12 protein-coding genes are annotated in these 15,117 nt (G+C 51.8%); 9 read left to right on the top strand and 3 right to left on the bottom strand.

Annotation, left to right across the window (positions count from 1 at the left end):
- Positions 1-94: 94 nt before the first annotated feature.
- Together wecC and wecB are read right to left on the bottom strand one after the other, a co-directional pair.
- Positions 95-1,360 (bottom strand): UDP-N-acetyl-D-mannosamine dehydrogenase, encoded by a 1,266-nt coding sequence (wecC, locus tag ASD60_RS24405; protein ID WP_056856441.1) that lies wholly within the window; start codon positions 1,358-1,360, stop codon positions 95-97.
- Positions 1,361-1,369: 9 nt separating this feature from the next.
- A complete protein-coding gene (gene wecB, locus ASD60_RS24400; protein WP_056856440.1) occupies positions 1,370-2,497 on the bottom strand; it encodes a non-hydrolyzing UDP-N-acetylglucosamine 2-epimerase in 1,128 nt (375 codons plus the stop codon).
- 1,229 nt (positions 2,498-3,726) lie between these two features.
- Between wecB and ASD60_RS24395 the strand changes: the two genes are divergently transcribed.
- From ASD60_RS24395 to rffA, 8 genes are all read left to right on the top strand, one after another.
- Positions 3,727-5,721 carry a polysaccharide biosynthesis protein gene (locus tag ASD60_RS24395; RefSeq protein WP_056856892.1) on the top strand — a complete coding sequence of 665 codons (1,995 nt, stop codon included), beginning with the start codon at positions 3,727-3,729 and terminating at the stop codon, positions 5,719-5,721.
- 95 nt (positions 5,722-5,816) lie between these two features.
- Positions 5,817-6,509, top strand: a complete 693-nt coding sequence (locus ASD60_RS24390) for a WbqC family protein (protein WP_056856891.1) — start codon at positions 5,817-5,819, stop codon at positions 6,507-6,509.
- Positions 6,506-7,447 carry a glycosyltransferase family 2 protein gene (locus ASD60_RS24385; protein ID WP_056856439.1) on the top strand — a complete coding sequence of 314 codons (942 nt, stop codon included), beginning with the start codon at positions 6,506-6,508 and terminating at the stop codon, positions 7,445-7,447. Before ASD60_RS24390 ends, ASD60_RS24385 begins: the two co-directional genes overlap by 4 nt.
- Positions 7,444-8,106, top strand: a complete 663-nt coding sequence (locus ASD60_RS24380) for an acetyltransferase (protein WP_056856438.1) — start codon at positions 7,444-7,446, stop codon at positions 8,104-8,106. The genes ASD60_RS24385 and ASD60_RS24380 overlap by 4 nt, the downstream gene beginning before the upstream one ends.
- Positions 8,107-8,136: 30 nt before the next feature.
- Positions 8,137-9,057: a hypothetical protein gene (locus ASD60_RS24375; RefSeq protein ID WP_056856437.1), complete on the top strand. Its 921-nt coding sequence runs from the start codon at positions 8,137-8,139 to the stop codon at positions 9,055-9,057.
- 5 nt (positions 9,058-9,062) lie between these two features.
- The gene (locus tag ASD60_RS24370; RefSeq protein WP_056856436.1) at positions 9,063-9,473 is read left to right on the top strand and encodes a GtrA family protein; all 411 of its coding nucleotides are present in this window, start codon (positions 9,063-9,065) and stop codon (positions 9,471-9,473) included.
- Between the two features lie 68 nt (positions 9,474-9,541).
- Entirely contained in the window at positions 9,542-10,336 is a 795-nt protein-coding gene (locus tag ASD60_RS24365) for a class I SAM-dependent methyltransferase (RefSeq protein ID WP_201783982.1), read from the top strand.
- A 31-nt stretch (positions 10,337-10,367) separates the two neighbouring features.
- Entirely contained in the window at positions 10,368-11,555 is a 1,188-nt protein-coding gene (gene rffA, locus ASD60_RS24360; protein WP_056856889.1) for a dTDP-4-amino-4,6-dideoxygalactose transaminase, read from the top strand.
- Between the two features lie 981 nt (positions 11,556-12,536).
- On the opposite strand, the gene ASD60_RS24355 is transcribed toward rffA, so the two are convergent.
- The gene (locus tag ASD60_RS24355) at positions 12,537-14,558 is read right to left on the bottom strand and encodes an acyltransferase family protein (RefSeq protein WP_056856435.1); all 2,022 of its coding nucleotides are present in this window, start codon (positions 14,556-14,558) and stop codon (positions 12,537-12,539) included.
- Positions 14,559-14,786: 228 nt separating this feature from the next.
- Here ASD60_RS24355 and ASD60_RS24350 point away from each other — a divergent pair, with 228 nt between their 5' ends.
- Positions 14,787-15,095 carry a cell wall hydrolase gene (locus ASD60_RS24350; protein WP_330219580.1) on the top strand — a complete coding sequence of 103 codons (309 nt, stop codon included), beginning with the start codon at positions 14,787-14,789 and terminating at the stop codon, positions 15,093-15,095.
- Positions 15,096-15,117 lie beyond the last annotated feature (22 nt).

The following is a 15,117-nucleotide window of genomic DNA, read 5'->3' as shown; positions in this document are numbered from 1 at the left end:
AATCGAGCATACGATCAATTGACAAAAATCAACGTCGCCTCAAGGTAAAAGAGCCGGTGGGATCCCATCCGGCTCTCGTACATTAGGTCAACATTTAGGTCCAAATTCCGCGGGTATCAATAACTTTTACTGAGGACAAGCGGTCTTTCGGGATTCCCTTGAATGCACTGTGATCGACGAGCAGAACCACCACGTCGGCCGTCGTCAAAGCCTGATCGACATCGCTGAGTTTTACGGCTTCTTTCAAACGAGCTGGGAGGCATTCGATATTTGGTTCAACTGCTAGAACACTCCCTGGATGAACTTCTGCTATTTTTAAGGTGATCTCGAGTGAAGGGCTTTCGCGCAGATCGTCAATGTCTGGTTTAAATGCCAAGCCTAGGCAGGCGACAGTGACGTCTTTGGCTGTTTTAGCCGGGTGTTCCTGCAAAAATTTGCCAATTGCAAGCTGGACTTGATCGAGTACCCATTGTGGCTTGCTGTCATTGACCTCGCGCGCGGCTCGTATCAAGCGCGCTTCATCAGGTGTCCGGCTCACGATAAACCAAGGGTCAACCGCGATGCAGTGCCCGCCAACGCCAGGTCCCGGTTGCAATATGTTGACTCGTGGGTGGTGATTCGCAAGGCGGATCAACTCCCATACGTTAATATCAAGCTTGTCGCAAATGATCGATAGTTCATTTGCAAAAGCGATGTTCACATCGCGGAAGCTGTTTTCGGTGAGCTTGCACATTTCCGCAGTTCGCGCATCCGTGATGATGCATTCACCTTCAACAAATGTTTTATAAAGGTGCATTGCAGCATCCGAGCATTTGGCGGTCATGCCACCAATGATCCGATCATTTTCGATCAGCTCACGTAATACGTGACCGGGTAGAACGCGCTCCGGGCAATGCGCAATGCGAATATCAGAAAGTTCGCCGTGAGTTTGCGGGAAACTCAGGTCCGGTCGCGCTTCGGCCAACCACTCAGACATTTGTTCGGTTGCACCTACAGGTGAAGTCGACTCGAGAATTACCAAGTCGCCTTTCTTCAATACTGGGGCGATGGCTTTGCTCGCCGACTCGATGTAAGACAAGTCCGGTTCATGGTCGCCTTTGAATGGCGTCGGAACAGCGATCAGGAAGGCATCTGCCGATTCGGGTGTGGTGGTCGCGCGCAAATACCCCTCAGTTACAGCTGCTCGGACAACGATATCCAGATCTGGCTCAATAATGTGAATATCGCCGCGATTGATCGTGGACACCGCGTGCGGATTCACGTCGACGCCAATAACTTTTTTCTTGCGTGCGGCAAAAACAGCAGCAGTAGGAAGGCCAATGTAGCCTAGGCCAACCACGGAAACAGTTTCAAAACTCATATGTGGACCTTATTGAATTTTGGAAAGAACTTCGAGAATGCGAGCGCAGGCCTTGCCATCGCCGTAGGGATTGTGAGCATAGCTCATCTGCTCATATGCTTTCGGGTCAGTCAGTAGGCGGGTCAGGTTACTTGTGATTGCATCGACTCCGGTGCCTACCAGTTTTACAGTACCGGCCTCGACTGCTTCCGGTCGTTCGGTTGTATCACGCATCACTAGAACGGGTTTGCCGAGTGAAGGTGCTTCTTCTTGAATGCCGCCCGAGTCACTTAGGATGAGGTAAGAGCGATGCATTAGATACACGAAAGGTAGATAGTCCAGCGGTTCGATCAGGTGAATATTTTCAATGCCCGCCAGAAGGCGGTTCACGGGTTCCCGCACATTGGGGTTCAGGTGCACAGGATAGACAATCTCGACGTCTGGAAAGGTTTTTGCAATGTTAGCCAGCGCTTTGCAAATGTTGTCGAATCCATCGCCGAAGCTTTCACGCCGGTGGCCAGTAACAAGGATCACTCGCTTGCCTTCACTTATGAACGAGAATTGTTCATGGAACATTTGCTGTAAATTCGAATCGCTCTCGACCCTTTCGACCACGTCAAGCAAGGCGTCTATTACAGTGTTTCCCGTTACGTGAATTGAAGATACATCCACTCCTTCATTGATTAGATTCTGTCTGGAGGTATCGGTGGGGGCAAAGTGTAGCGCGGCAAGCGCTCCTGTCAGTTTGCGGTTTGCTTCTTCTGGCCAAGGCGAATACATGTTACCTGTTCGCAGCCCTGCCTCAACATGGGCTACCGGTATTTGCTGATAGTATGCCGCCATTGCTGTTGCGAAAGTCGTCGCCGTGTCACCATGTACCAAGACAATATCTGGTTTAAACTCAGCAAAGATCTTTTTCATTCCATGCAGGATTGCCGTCGTGACGTCGGTCAGGTCCTGGCCCGGCTTCATAATGTTGAGATCGAAGTCGGGAGTAATCTGGAACAGATCCAATACTTGATCGAGCATCTGCCGATGCTGACCGGTCACGCACACTTTGGCTTCGAATCTTTCGTCGGCTGCGAGGCTCAGCGCCAAGGGAGCCATTTTGATTGCCTCAGGGCGCGTGCCGAATACACACAGTGTTTTCAAAGTCATTGCAATACCGCTATTGAAAAAAAGGAAGGTTTAACGTGTATACATGCGATACCGGTTGTCTTGCATGATGAATTATACAACTCAATAATCGGTGTTTCTCTCGTTCAACCCGACGGTAAACAATAGCGGATCGAATCATGATAATTTTTTCTTGACACTCGCGGGGGCCGTTAATTTTCTGCATATCATCATCTCAAGGATCTAGCCGGCTTTCTGCTGACAATTTATCGGCGCCATGCTGTCTTGAGGACAAAATCAAATTCAATGCCGGATCACAAGCGATGCCCGCCTTCGTTGGTAGAGAAGTCGACACCGTCCTTTGACCTTCCACCCATCGGATTGCTGCTGGGTTTGTAACCCTCGACGCTTGTACGATAAGCCTCTTATGGCGGCGCGAGCACGCTTCTCTGGACCTGATTTCAGCGCTCATAGAAGGCACGGGTTCAAACTCTCCATGGCAGAGCCTTTGTAAATCTCTTTGCCACAATTATTTACGAGATGCATCTTTTTCATCAAGGGCAACCGCTGGTGCATGGGGGGCGTAGATCTCGAAAGCGGTCAATGCCAACTTTTCTGCAAGCTTGTTTTTTCCGACATCGAATGTGCCCCCGTACGAGTGTGACGTGAATTATAACCACCTTTGCTCGGCGCTTTCCAAAATTGTGGCGTTGAGAGGCGTTGCCCGCATTTTTTGCGCAGGAAGGCTAGCAGCAATCACGCAGATCCATAGCATTTTTCGTGTATTAATCATTCAAAAGGATAGGCGTGGGCCGTGGACGAACCACATGAAAGACTCTAGCTTTGCCAGGGGGGGGGGGGCGCTACCTGTCGGCGGTGAGTGAAGGGTTGGATGTTACCAGGGCTCAAATCAGAGTGATGCGGGGGGGGGGGGGGGGGGGGGGGGGGGGGGGGGGCGATGATGGGGGAGGAGTACCAGAGGCTCGGGAGTATCCGCTAAGGTGCAGTCAGCTTCATAAAGGAGGGAGAAGGACGAAAAAGCATTGCTTCAAGGCTTCAGGCATCTGGTGGAAGACATTTTATCTAGATGGAGGGTTTTGCAGGATTTTTGCCTGAACCAATGTATCATGAGAACCATACAAAGACTTGTAGATGGAAACAGAAGGATTCAGGTTCCGAGCTGTACCATTTCGTACCTGGGTGTTTCATTTTTGAGTCTGAAGGCATGGTTTTTTCGGTTCAAGAGCTTGAAAGGGGTGTTCGATAGGTTTATGGATAAGATCAGAATTTTTTTGTTGAGCCTTCCTCGACGCTGCAAGCGGGTTCTGCAGGTAACAGTAGATGTGTTTCTGGTCTGGTTATCGTTATGGATGGCATTTATCGTACGCCTCGGTATAGATGAGCTGGATAGCCCTTTTCAACAGCATCTTTGGCTATTTATAAGTGCGCCTATCGTAGCTATTCCTCTTTTTATTCGGTTTGGCATGTACCGAGCTGTTATGCGCTATGTCGGTAATGACGCGCTTATAGCAATTGTAAAGGCAGTCACTCTGTCGGCGCTTATTCTTGGTGTCTTTGTATATTGGTACAGTAATCATCAAACAATTGTACCGCGATCAATTATTTTCAATTATTGGTGGCTAAGCCTAGTGATGATTGGCGGATTGCGAATCGCTATGCGGCAGTATTTTTCTGGTGATTGGTTTATCGCAGCTCAACATGTTCCGTTTGCAAATGCTGACAATGGATTACCAAGGGTCGCAATCTATGGTGCCGGAGCAGCAGGTAACCAATTGGTCGCTGCGTTGCGCATGGGGCGAGTCATGCGACCAGTAGCATTCATAGACGATGACAGCAATATTGCCAGTCGCGTCATTGCGGGCTTGCAAGTATTCAAACCTAAACATATTCAGCAAATGATAGACACTACCGGTGCTCAAGAAATTCTCTTGGCGATTCCGTCCGCCAATCGAGGGCGGCGTCGAGAAATACTCACTTTCCTAGAGCGGTTTCCTTTGCACGTGCGTAGTGTCCCGGGATTTATGGATTTGGCTAGTGGCCGGGTTAAGGTCGATGATATCCAGGAGGTGGATATCGCCGATTTGCTGGGCAGGGATGCTGTGCCTGCCCAAGGAGATCTGCTTGAGCATTGCGTAACCCGTCAGTCTGTAATGGTCACAGGAGCTGGTGGTTCAATAGGCTCTGAATTATGTCGCCAAATTCTCGAATTACGACCAACCACATTGTTGTTGTTCGAGCATAGCGAATTTAATCTTTATAGTATTTTTTCTGAACTTGAACAGAGAATCTCCCGTGAGTCCCTTTCTGTAAACCTGCTCCCTATTCTTGGCTCTGTTCGAGACGAGAGAAAGTTGCTAGATGTAATGAAAGCTTGGCATGTCGATACGGTTTACCATGCCGCAGCCTACAAACATGTCCCGATGGTTGAGCACAATATCGCCGAGGGCGTTCTCAATAATGTCATTGGTACTTTAAATACTGCACAAGCGGCTTTGCAAGCAGGCGTTGCTAACTTTGTCCTCATTTCCACGGATAAGGCTGTGCGACCAACCAATGTCATGGGAAGTACCAAGCGGCTCGCAGAGATGACTCTTCAGGCGCTCAGTCGTGAGAAAGCCCCTGTATTATTCGGTGATCAATCGTCCATATCTCAAGTCAATAAAACCCGCTTCACTATGGTCCGGTTTGGTAACGTATTGGGATCCTCAGGTTCGGTGATCCCACTTTTTCATAAGCAGATAAAGTCAGGGGGGCCGCTGACCGTTACGCATCCGAAGATCACCCGCTACTTTATGACTATTCCCGAAGCCGCTCAATTGGTCATTCAGGCGGGTTCCATGGGGCAGGGTGGGGATGTCTTTGTGCTAGATATGGGCGAGCCGGTAAAAATTGTGGACTTGGCGGAGAAAATGATTCATTTGTCGGGATTGAGTGTGCGGTCAGAAAGAAACCCACATGGTGATATCCACATTGAGTTTTCCGGTTTGCGCCCGGGCGAGAAGCTGTACGAAGAGTTGTTGATTGGCGATAACGTAGCCGCTACACAACATCCAATGATTATGACTGCAAATGAAGATCATATTGGTTGGGAGGTCCTCAAGGCTAAGCTGAGCGAGTTGCTGAGCGCTGTCGACAGGGATGATTACGCACGTGTTCGTCAGTTGCTACGTGACACGGTCAGTGGATATGCGCCTGACGGGGAAATCGTTGATTGGATTTATCAACAACGGCGCTTGGAGCCTTAATAGAACTTAGACGGGTGGCAAGGTGAGCTTGGCCACTCTATGACATGAGATAAAGTGCGGGCTAATAACGCGCGTCGGTGCGCTTGGACTTGAAAGTGAAGAAAGTTGCCATATTGCAATCTAACTACATCCCATGGAAAGGATATTTTGATCTTATTTCGGCTGTGGATGAATTTATCATTTATGACGATATGCAGTTCACGAAACATGACTGGCGTAATCGCAACCAAATCAAGACTCCTCAGGGAGTGCAATGGTTATCTATTCCGGTAGGCCAGAGTATTCATCGCCGCATTCGTGATGTAGCGTTGGTAGATGGCTGGCAGGTGAAGCACTGGAAAACGTTGCAGAGCAACTATCGGCGAGCGCCTTTCTTCGATGAGGTCGCACAGTGGCTCGAGCCGCTCTATCTGATGGAGACCCATACGGGGCTGTCGCCGATGAATCGTAAGTTCATGGAAGCGATTTGCCGATATATTGGTATTGAAACCCGCATTACGAATTGTTGGGACTATACGTCTGCCGGCGACAAAACCCGGACTGCGCGCCTGGTAGACCTTTGTCAGCAGGCCGGTGCGACGCATTATCTGTCGGGGCCGGCGGCAAAGGATTACATCGAGGCGCCGCTGTTCGACAAAGCCGATATTGCGCTGCAATGGTTCGATTACGCCGGCTTTCCCGAGTATCCGCAACTCTGGGGGGAATTTACCCATGGCGTCACCGTCCTGGATCTGCTGTTCAATTGCGGCAAGGACGCGCGCCGTTACATGAGGCATGTCAAAGCATGAAGCTGTCCATCGTCGCCACGCTTTACAGCTCGGCCAGGTTCATCGAGCAATTCCATCTCCGTGCAAGCCAGGCTGCACAACAAATGGTCGGAGATGATTACGAGATCGTACTGGTCAACGACGGCTCGCCCGATTCAAGCCTGGAACTGGCCGTCCAGTTGAGCGAAGCCGATCACCACGTGGTGGTCGTTGATCTCTCACGCAACTTCGGCCACCACAAAGCCATGATGACGGGCCTGCAACATGCCCGAGGGGAACGTGTCTTCCTGCTCGATAGCGACCTGGAAGAAGATCCTGCATGGTTGCTCTCGTTCAGTGAGCAGATGGAGCGTGAAAAGGTCGATGTGGTCTACGGGGTCCAACAGCAGCGAAAAGGCAGGCACTTTGAGCGCTGGACCGGACATGTGTTCTACAAACTTTTCCGTTTCCTCAGCGGGCTTGATATGCCCGACAATATAGTTGTCGCCAGACTGATGTCGCGCCGCTATGTGGACGCGTTGATTCAGCACGACGAACGCGAGTTGTTCATGGCGGGTCTGTGGGTCATCACTGGCTTCGATCAGCGTGCGCAGTCCATCGTCAAGCACAGTCGTGACGAGACGACCTACACGCTGGGAAAGAAGGTAGCGCAACTGGTCAATTCGATCACTGCCTTCAGCAGTGCACCGCTGGTGGGAATCTTCGGCGTGGGCTGCGCGATCTTTCTGCTGTCGGCCGCCTACACGAGTTTTCTCTTCGTCAACTGGCTGCTACTGGCGAACCCACCTAGCGGCTATACGTCGCTGATGGCTTCGATCTGGCTGCTCGGTGGCCTGATCATCGCATTCGTAGGCGTGGTCGGGATCTATCTCGCCAAGATCTATTCCGAGGTCAAACAGAGACCCTACACTATCGTCCGGAACGTCTACCGTCAGGCTAAGACGCGGAGCATTGAATGAAAAAACTCATTATTTTTGGTCTCACCGACGCCGCTGAGCTCGCACTCTATTATTTTTCCAACGACTCGGGCTATCAGGTCGAAGCGTTTGCTGTTGATCCCGCCTTTATGCCGGCCGATAAGAGTTTCATGGGATTTCCGGTGGTGGCATTCGATGAAGTCACTCAGATCTACCCGCCAGACCGGTATGTCTTTTTCGTCGCGCTTGGCTATTCCAAGCTCAACCAGATCCGTAAGGAAAAATATCTGGCAGTCAAGGGGCTGGGCTACGAAATGGTCAGCTACATAAGTTCTCGAGCCACGGTGCTGACAGAGGACATCGGCGAGAATTGCTTCATCCTGGAAGATAATACCGTTCAGCCCTTTGTGCGCATCGGCAACAACGTGACCATGTGGAGCGGCAATCACGTCGGACATCATTCTCAAATCGAGGACCACTGTTTCCTGGCCTCGCACATCGTCGTATCCGGCCGTGTAACGATCGGGGAAAGTTGTTTTCTCGGCGTCAACGCAACACTTCGCGATCACGTTACCATTGGCGAGAAATGCATCATCGGCGCCGGCGCTCTGATTCTTGGAGATGCTGCTGCCGAAGGCGTGTACATCGGACAAGCCACCGAACGGTCGCGCGTGCCGAGTACTCGCGTCAGGAACATCTGAAGAACCTCATAATTGGCGTGAAAAAATCCCATGTGGAAAAAACTAGGAAAGATATTCTGCGCAGAAGGGCAGAGCGATTGGTTGTATTCTCACGCGATGATTCCCATTGCGGAGCAGGTGAACGGCGACCTGTATCGCATCTATTTTTCATCGCGCGACAAGAATAATCGCGGACACGGCGGCTTCCTCGAGATCGACATGCGGGACCCGACCAAGGTCTTGCGCGTCCATCCGGATCCGGTCCTCGAGCCAGGCGACCTCGGATGTTTCGACGACAGTGGCGCCTTGCCCAATTCGATCGTCAACGTCGGCGGCCGCAAGCTGCTGTACTACACCGGGATCAACCTGGGCGTAACGGTGAAGATCCGCAATTCCATTGGCCTGGCCGAATGGAACGAGGCCACCCACCGCTTCGAGAGGTTGTTCCGCGGCCCCGTCATCGACCGCACCCGCGATCTTCCTCACTTCGTCGCCACCCCCGAGGTGCAGTTCGAGGCCGGACGATTCAGGGCCTGGTTCACCTCCTGTGTGCGATGGGAGCAAGGCCCTTCGGAAGCGAAGCACTTCTATCATCTCGAGTATGCCGAGTCTTCCGACGGGATCGAGTGGGAGCGTGACGGCAAGGTTGCCATCGAGTTCCGCGACGAACACGAGTACGCCCTGGGTGTGCCGCGCGTGCTCAAGGATGCGGACATGTACCGGATGTGGTTCTGCTCCCGGGCCACGAAGGACTGCCCCACCTACCGGATCCGCTACGCGACCTCGTCCGATGGCGTGAAATGGACGCGACACGATGAGCAGGTGGGAATCGACGTATCGGAATCGGGTTGGGATTCGGAGATGATCTGTTACCCGTACGTCTTCGATCATGCTGGTCGACGCTACATGCTTTATAACGGCAACGGCTATGGCAAGACGGGTTTCGGAATTGCCGTCTGGGGAGATGAGTGATTCCAATGCAGCGCTGGCGGCCCGTGATCAGGCCAATTCTCCGCTACGCAGTCGTCGGCGTCGCCTGCAATGCCATCGGTTATGCGACCTACCTGGCATTGACGTGGGTGGGCATCCCATTCAAGCTGGCCATGAGCTTCCTGTACGTACTTGGCATCTGCATCAGCTTCCTGGGCAACCGTAACTGGGCGTTCGAGCATCGCGGCAACGTCGTGGGGACGGCATGGCGTTTCGGCCTGGCGCACGCAGCCGGCTATTTGCTCAACCTGGCCTTGCTGACGGTGTTCGTCGACAAGCTGGGATATCCTCATCAGTGGGTCCAGGCCGCCGCCATTTTCGTTGTAGGAGGTTTCTTGTTCGTTGTTTTCAAGCTATTCGTCTTTCGTCATGACCAACCGGATGGGAATCAGGTGTGAAGATCTGTTCTGAATGCGAGACGCAGTACGTCTCGGAGCAATGGATATGCGTCCGGTGTGGACATCAGGTGGCTCGAAAGAACGGTTTTGCCGCGTTTGCGCCAGAACTCGAGGACAAGCAGGAGGGCTTCAAGGCCGACTTCTACGAGACCTACGCGCATCTTGAAAGCGGCCATTTCTGGTTTCGGGCGCGTGCCAGGTTGATTACATGGGCGCTGACGAAATATGCGCCGCGCATGCGTTCATTTCTGGAAATCGGATGCGGTACTGGCTTCGTTCTGAGTCGGGTTTCCGTGGCGTTTCCGAAGGCCAGGTTGCTTGGCAGCGAGATGTTCTCGACCGGGCTGAAGTTTGCCTCCTCGCGTTTGCCTGGTGCGGAGTTCGTGCAAATGGATGCGCGCGATATCCCTTACGTCGACGAGTTCGAAGCGATTGGCGCGTTCGATGTCATCGAGCACATCGAGGCGGATGCTGTGGTGCTCCAGCAGATGCACCGTGCCCTGAAGCCCGGGGGAATCATGCTGTTGACCGTACCCCAGCATCAGTGGCTATGGAGCCAGGTGGATGAATATTCCTGCCACGTGCGGCGCTACGAAGCCGCCGATCTGCATCGCAAGGTGGAAGAGGCGGGGTTTTCCGTCGTGCGCAGCACATCGTTCGTCTCGTTACTGCTGCCAGCGATGATGATTTCACGCGGCGCCAAGAAGCAACAGCGGGGCGATACGAGCGAGACCGCCGAATTAGCGGTACCCAAGGCGCTCAATGTGCTGTTTGGTTTCGTGATGTGGCTGGAGTGTTTACTCATCAAGGTCGGAGTGAGTTTTCCGGTCGGTGCTTCCAGGCTGCTTGTCGCCCGGAAATAGAGTGGATGCCCCCACTTTCCATAACGAAGTGATGTTTAGTTCGACCCGACTAATTTTGCGTGCGAAGGCTCAAACGGTGGAAGACAAAAAGATCCAGTTCAATCGCCCCTACATGACGGGGAAAGAACTTTATTACATCGCTGAAGCCAAGTTCGGCAATGTTCTCGCCGGCGATGGCCCGTTCACCAAGCGGTGCCATGAGTGGTTGACCGAACATACCGGTGCGAGCAAAGCCTTGCTGACGCACTCGTGTACGGCAGCGCTGGAAATGTCTGCATTGTTGTTGGACATCCAGCCGGGCGATGAGGTCATCATGCCCTCGTTCACATTCGTTTCTACAGCCAATGCCTTTGTTTTGCGCGGCGGCGTTCCCGTGTTCGTCGATATCCGTCCGGATACCCTGAACCTGGATGAGACGCTGATCGAGGCCGCCATCACGCCACGCACCAAGGCAATCGTGCCGGTTCATTATGCGGGTGTGAGTTGCGAGATGGATACGATCATGGAGATTGCCAAGCATCACAACCTGAAGGTGGTCGAGGATGCAGCACAGGGTGTCATGGCCGCTTACAAGGGCCGGGCTCTGGGCAGTATCGGGGACTTTGGCGCCTTCAGCTTCCATGAGACCAAGAACGTCATTTCGGGCGAGGGCGGCGCATTGCTCGTCAATGATCCTTCGTATGTGTTGCGCGCAGAAATCATCCGCGAAAAAGGCACCGACCGTAGTCGTTTTTTCCGCGGCGAGGTCGACAAATACACTTGGCAGGAAGTCGGGTCGTCATTCCTTCCAGGAGACCTGACTGCCGCGTTTCTCTGGGCGCAGTTGGAAGAGGCCGAACACATCACGCAGTTGCGGCTTGCCATCTGGCAGCGGTATCACGAATTGCTCGCGCCGTTGGAAACCAGCGGGGTGCTACGCCGCCCTATCGTACCCGCCGACTGTCAGCACAACGCACACATGTACTACGTGCTGCTGCCCGCAGACGTGCCTCGACAACCGGTGCTCGATGGCCTTAAGCGAGAGGGAATCAATTCGGTCTTCCATTACGTGCCCCTGCACTCCTCGCCGGCCGGGCGGCGCTACGGCCGTGTCCATGGCTCCATGGATATCACGGTGGGCCTATCGGAGCGCTTGCTGCGACTGCCGCTGTGGGTAGGTTTATCGGTCCAGCAGCAAGAACGTGTAGTGCAAGTCTTGCGGGACATACTTTGTCGCTGACTCGACAAGCACGCTTGCCAGAGTTCAACGCGATCCCGAGTCCAAGTTTTATCGCTACAGCTTTAGAGTCGGAGCGTTCTTTGTAGCTCAAGAAGGCAAGCACTCCGCCAGTGTGCGTGCTCGTCGCGTGGGAAACCCGCCTCACGCATGTTGGTGCATCATTCCAAAATGGCATTTTACGTCGCTCCGCGACAGTTGACCCTCGCGGTTTCGACCAGGCAGCTGTTGGCTACCAATGGCACAGCGGTGGCAGTAGGTAATGTCTATAGCGGTGCAACCATGCCGGCAGGGTGTACCGCATCGACACTGGTCAGCGTGTGCGCCCCAGGCGAGCTTTATATCGTATCAATCGCTACAGCAGTGCCGCCTAATGCTAGAAGTGTTAACGGCTATGTGAGAGTCTCGCCGGGTAGTGTGGGTAGTCGCGGAACGAAGGCGAATCTTCAGTCATATCCGGAAAATTTTAGGTTTTTTATCGCAACTGTACAGACTATCTGGTGCGCCGCAACGGTAAGCGCCGAGACGATTACCACTAGCATTGTTCTGACATCACACACTTTTTAGTGTGGTCAAATGCCATTTATACCGTTCTCCGATGCCACACAATTATATGTCGATTCGGTGTTCGGTAGCCCATAAGATCCGGATGAATATCCAAATCAATGAAAGGTCGCTGAAGACGACTTTCGTTGTATCACCTTTATGGCGCCGCAAGAGGCAGAGACCCGCTGGAAAAGCTGAAAATTTCCTCTTGGAAAATCCCGATCTTGCTGCAATTCTGAATAACTGTCGGCAGACATGCAAATACCCGAGCAGCAACTCATTAGTTTCCGAACGCCGGCAAACAATTCAACGTTTTTGCGCTCTGGAGAACGGATATGACCCTATCAGCAAAAGAGTAGCCCGGTTATCCGGGCTTTATAGTTAGGCCAAAAAAACATAGGTAGTCTGCTCGCTGTGATGCGCTGGTGACCCTTTGGTTTAATCTATAGCCGCAGGCTCTCCCGTAACAAGTCCTACAAGAAATTTTTTGGCTAAATACTCAGATGCAATTGGAGTTAGATGACCATAATCCCAACTGGTAATACCCGTTTTAATATCGTCTCCGAGATACGTCATACAGCCTTCGCTATTGCAAAATACGTTAATGATGTCCGCGTATATCGCGCCTGAGTTGGCTAGGTTTTTCCTAAGTTCGGCATTGCGCTCAATGACAGCCATGTCTAGACCTTGGCGCGTAAATCTCGGTGTGCTAACCCAAAGTGTTTTCATTATGGTTTTAGGTAAATCCACGGTCCAGTGTGGTGTTGGGCCAGTAAATATAACTCGTTCAACCCCTGCGTCTTTCAAGATCATGAATATACGGCGCAGCTTGATTTCGTCGTGTTTCTCGTTCTGGCCAATGATGACAACATCAGGTCGGAGATTTTTTATCTGCTTTAAAGCGAACCAATTTGATTGGGCGCAATAATCTGTAGTAGAAGGCTGCGTAGCGTCTGGAGAAGCTGGGCAGCCTGAGGTTGCCACTTGTAGGATCTCCCATGTTTTTGGTAATTCTTTTCGCAGTCCTGAATATAATTGCTGAGCATGCGAGTCGCCCCAAATAAACAGGGTTTTGCTTTTCGGTAGATTTTTTGTATAACAATTACTGTCAATTTCGGGAACAGGCACATTCGTCGATCTACCATTCAGGTACTCGGATACGTTATAAAAGTTGCACTCGCCGCGAAAATTTTTGGTTAACTCTAGTTTTTCGAAGTATTTTCGAGCCGGAGGAGAATTTTCAAAATACTCAGCGAACTCCACTCGGTCTTTTAAACGAAACTCCAAGCCCTCGGTTTTATAGGTCACGTACCCTGCTATACAGCAAATAAGCATCAATGCGGTAAGTGTGAAGACCTTAACATTGTTGTGTTGAAATTGACGCAGTGGCCTTTCTATAAATACGTAGGTTAACCACGCCAAGGCTATTGCGATGAATACTGTAACAACTAATGTGATGGTTGAGGCTTCGCCGCCTTCCATAATATGGATGAACGATAGGAGCGGCCAGTGCCACAGATACAGGGGAAAGCTAATAAGCCCGATCCAAACTAGTAACCGACTGGATAACACCGCTTTGTTGAACCAGGCATAAGGCCCAGCAGCTATGATAAGAGCTGCACCGATGGAAGGCAGAAGCGCCCACCACCCTGGAAACTGGTTGCTTTTCGTGGTGAGGGAAAACGCGATGACGAGGCATACGAGGCCGGATGCAGATTGAGTATTCCGAATGACCGGCCCGTCGATGCTCCGCCATCTGTAGAATATTTGGTTCTTATACATTGACACATATGCCAAAAGTGATCCTATAAGAAGCTCCCAAAATCTTGTTTGCGGTGAATAGAATGTCGCAACCGGATCTGTCACGACGCCCATCACATTCAAAGCAAATGACGCGCCACCAACAGTGATTATTAATGCTAGGGCGTTAATTCTTAATTTATAGGCAGCCCAAAGCATCAGTGGCCACAGTAGATAAAATTGCTCTTCAATGCCGAGTGACCACAAATGCAGTAGCGGTTTCGTGTCGGCGCTATTATCAAAGTAACCAGCCTCGGCGCGTAGAACGTAATTTGATATGAACGCAGAGCCGCCGGCTATGTGTTTCCCTAGTTGCATGTATTCGTCAGCAAGGAGAATGAACCATCCGAGTGCCCAAGTTCCGGCAAGCACTAACAGTAGCGCAGGGAAGATCCGGCTGACTCGTCGACTGTAGAACTCATAAAAGCTGAAGCTGTTTCTTTCGAGGCTTCCGAAAATTATGCTTGAGATCAGGAATCCGGAGATTACGAAAAATACATCGACGCCAACAAAACCACCTTGTATCAGTGACGGAAATGCGTGGAACGCCACGACAGACAGGACTGCTATAGCACGCAGTCCATCAATGTCGGGACGGTACTTCGGGTGGCTGAGTCGTTTGTCAGTAGCCAGCAGCGGTGCATCAGATAGAACAGTCATTGTTGGGAAGTAATCCGTTTAAGTAACACGCCATGTTTGAGCGCCGAACATCGTACCAGCACAACAAACCTTTGCCGCCATGGAGTAGAAGTTTTTTTGCCCGGAGGAAATTTATGTCCGTTAACGATATAGATCGCGACGTGCCTTCCAGAATCATTTGGGGAGAAGCGCGCGGCGAAGGCCTCCTTGGCCAGATTGCAGTCGCCTGGACAATCAGCAATCGCGTGGATGACGGTAATCCAACTCATGGTGGGCGAAGGCTATGCAGGAGTCTGTCAGAAGCCGTATCAGTTCACCTGCTGGCACAAGAAAGACCCGAACTACCAGTTTCTGATCGAATTGAAACAGATCTTGTTCCGTGAGCTGGCACATTGTCGAGTCGTGGCTAACCAAGTCACCGATGGCAAGGTTCCAGATCCGACTGGAGGCACCACGCATTATTGCGCGATCACGAGGAACACGCCGCCGACCTGGGCTGCGAAGGCGGAGCAAGCGCCGAGGCTGGGCGGTCACGTTTTCTTCAGGGATGTGTCCTGAGCCCGACGATGTCGAGGGGAGC

The organism is Pseudomonas sp. Root562 (assembly GCF_001427125.1).
Lineage (GTDB): Bacteria > Pseudomonadota > Gammaproteobacteria > Pseudomonadales > Pseudomonadaceae > Aquipseudomonas.
The sequence above is the reverse complement of the archived record's forward strand: the minus strand, read 5'-3'. Positions and strand labels throughout refer to the sequence as shown.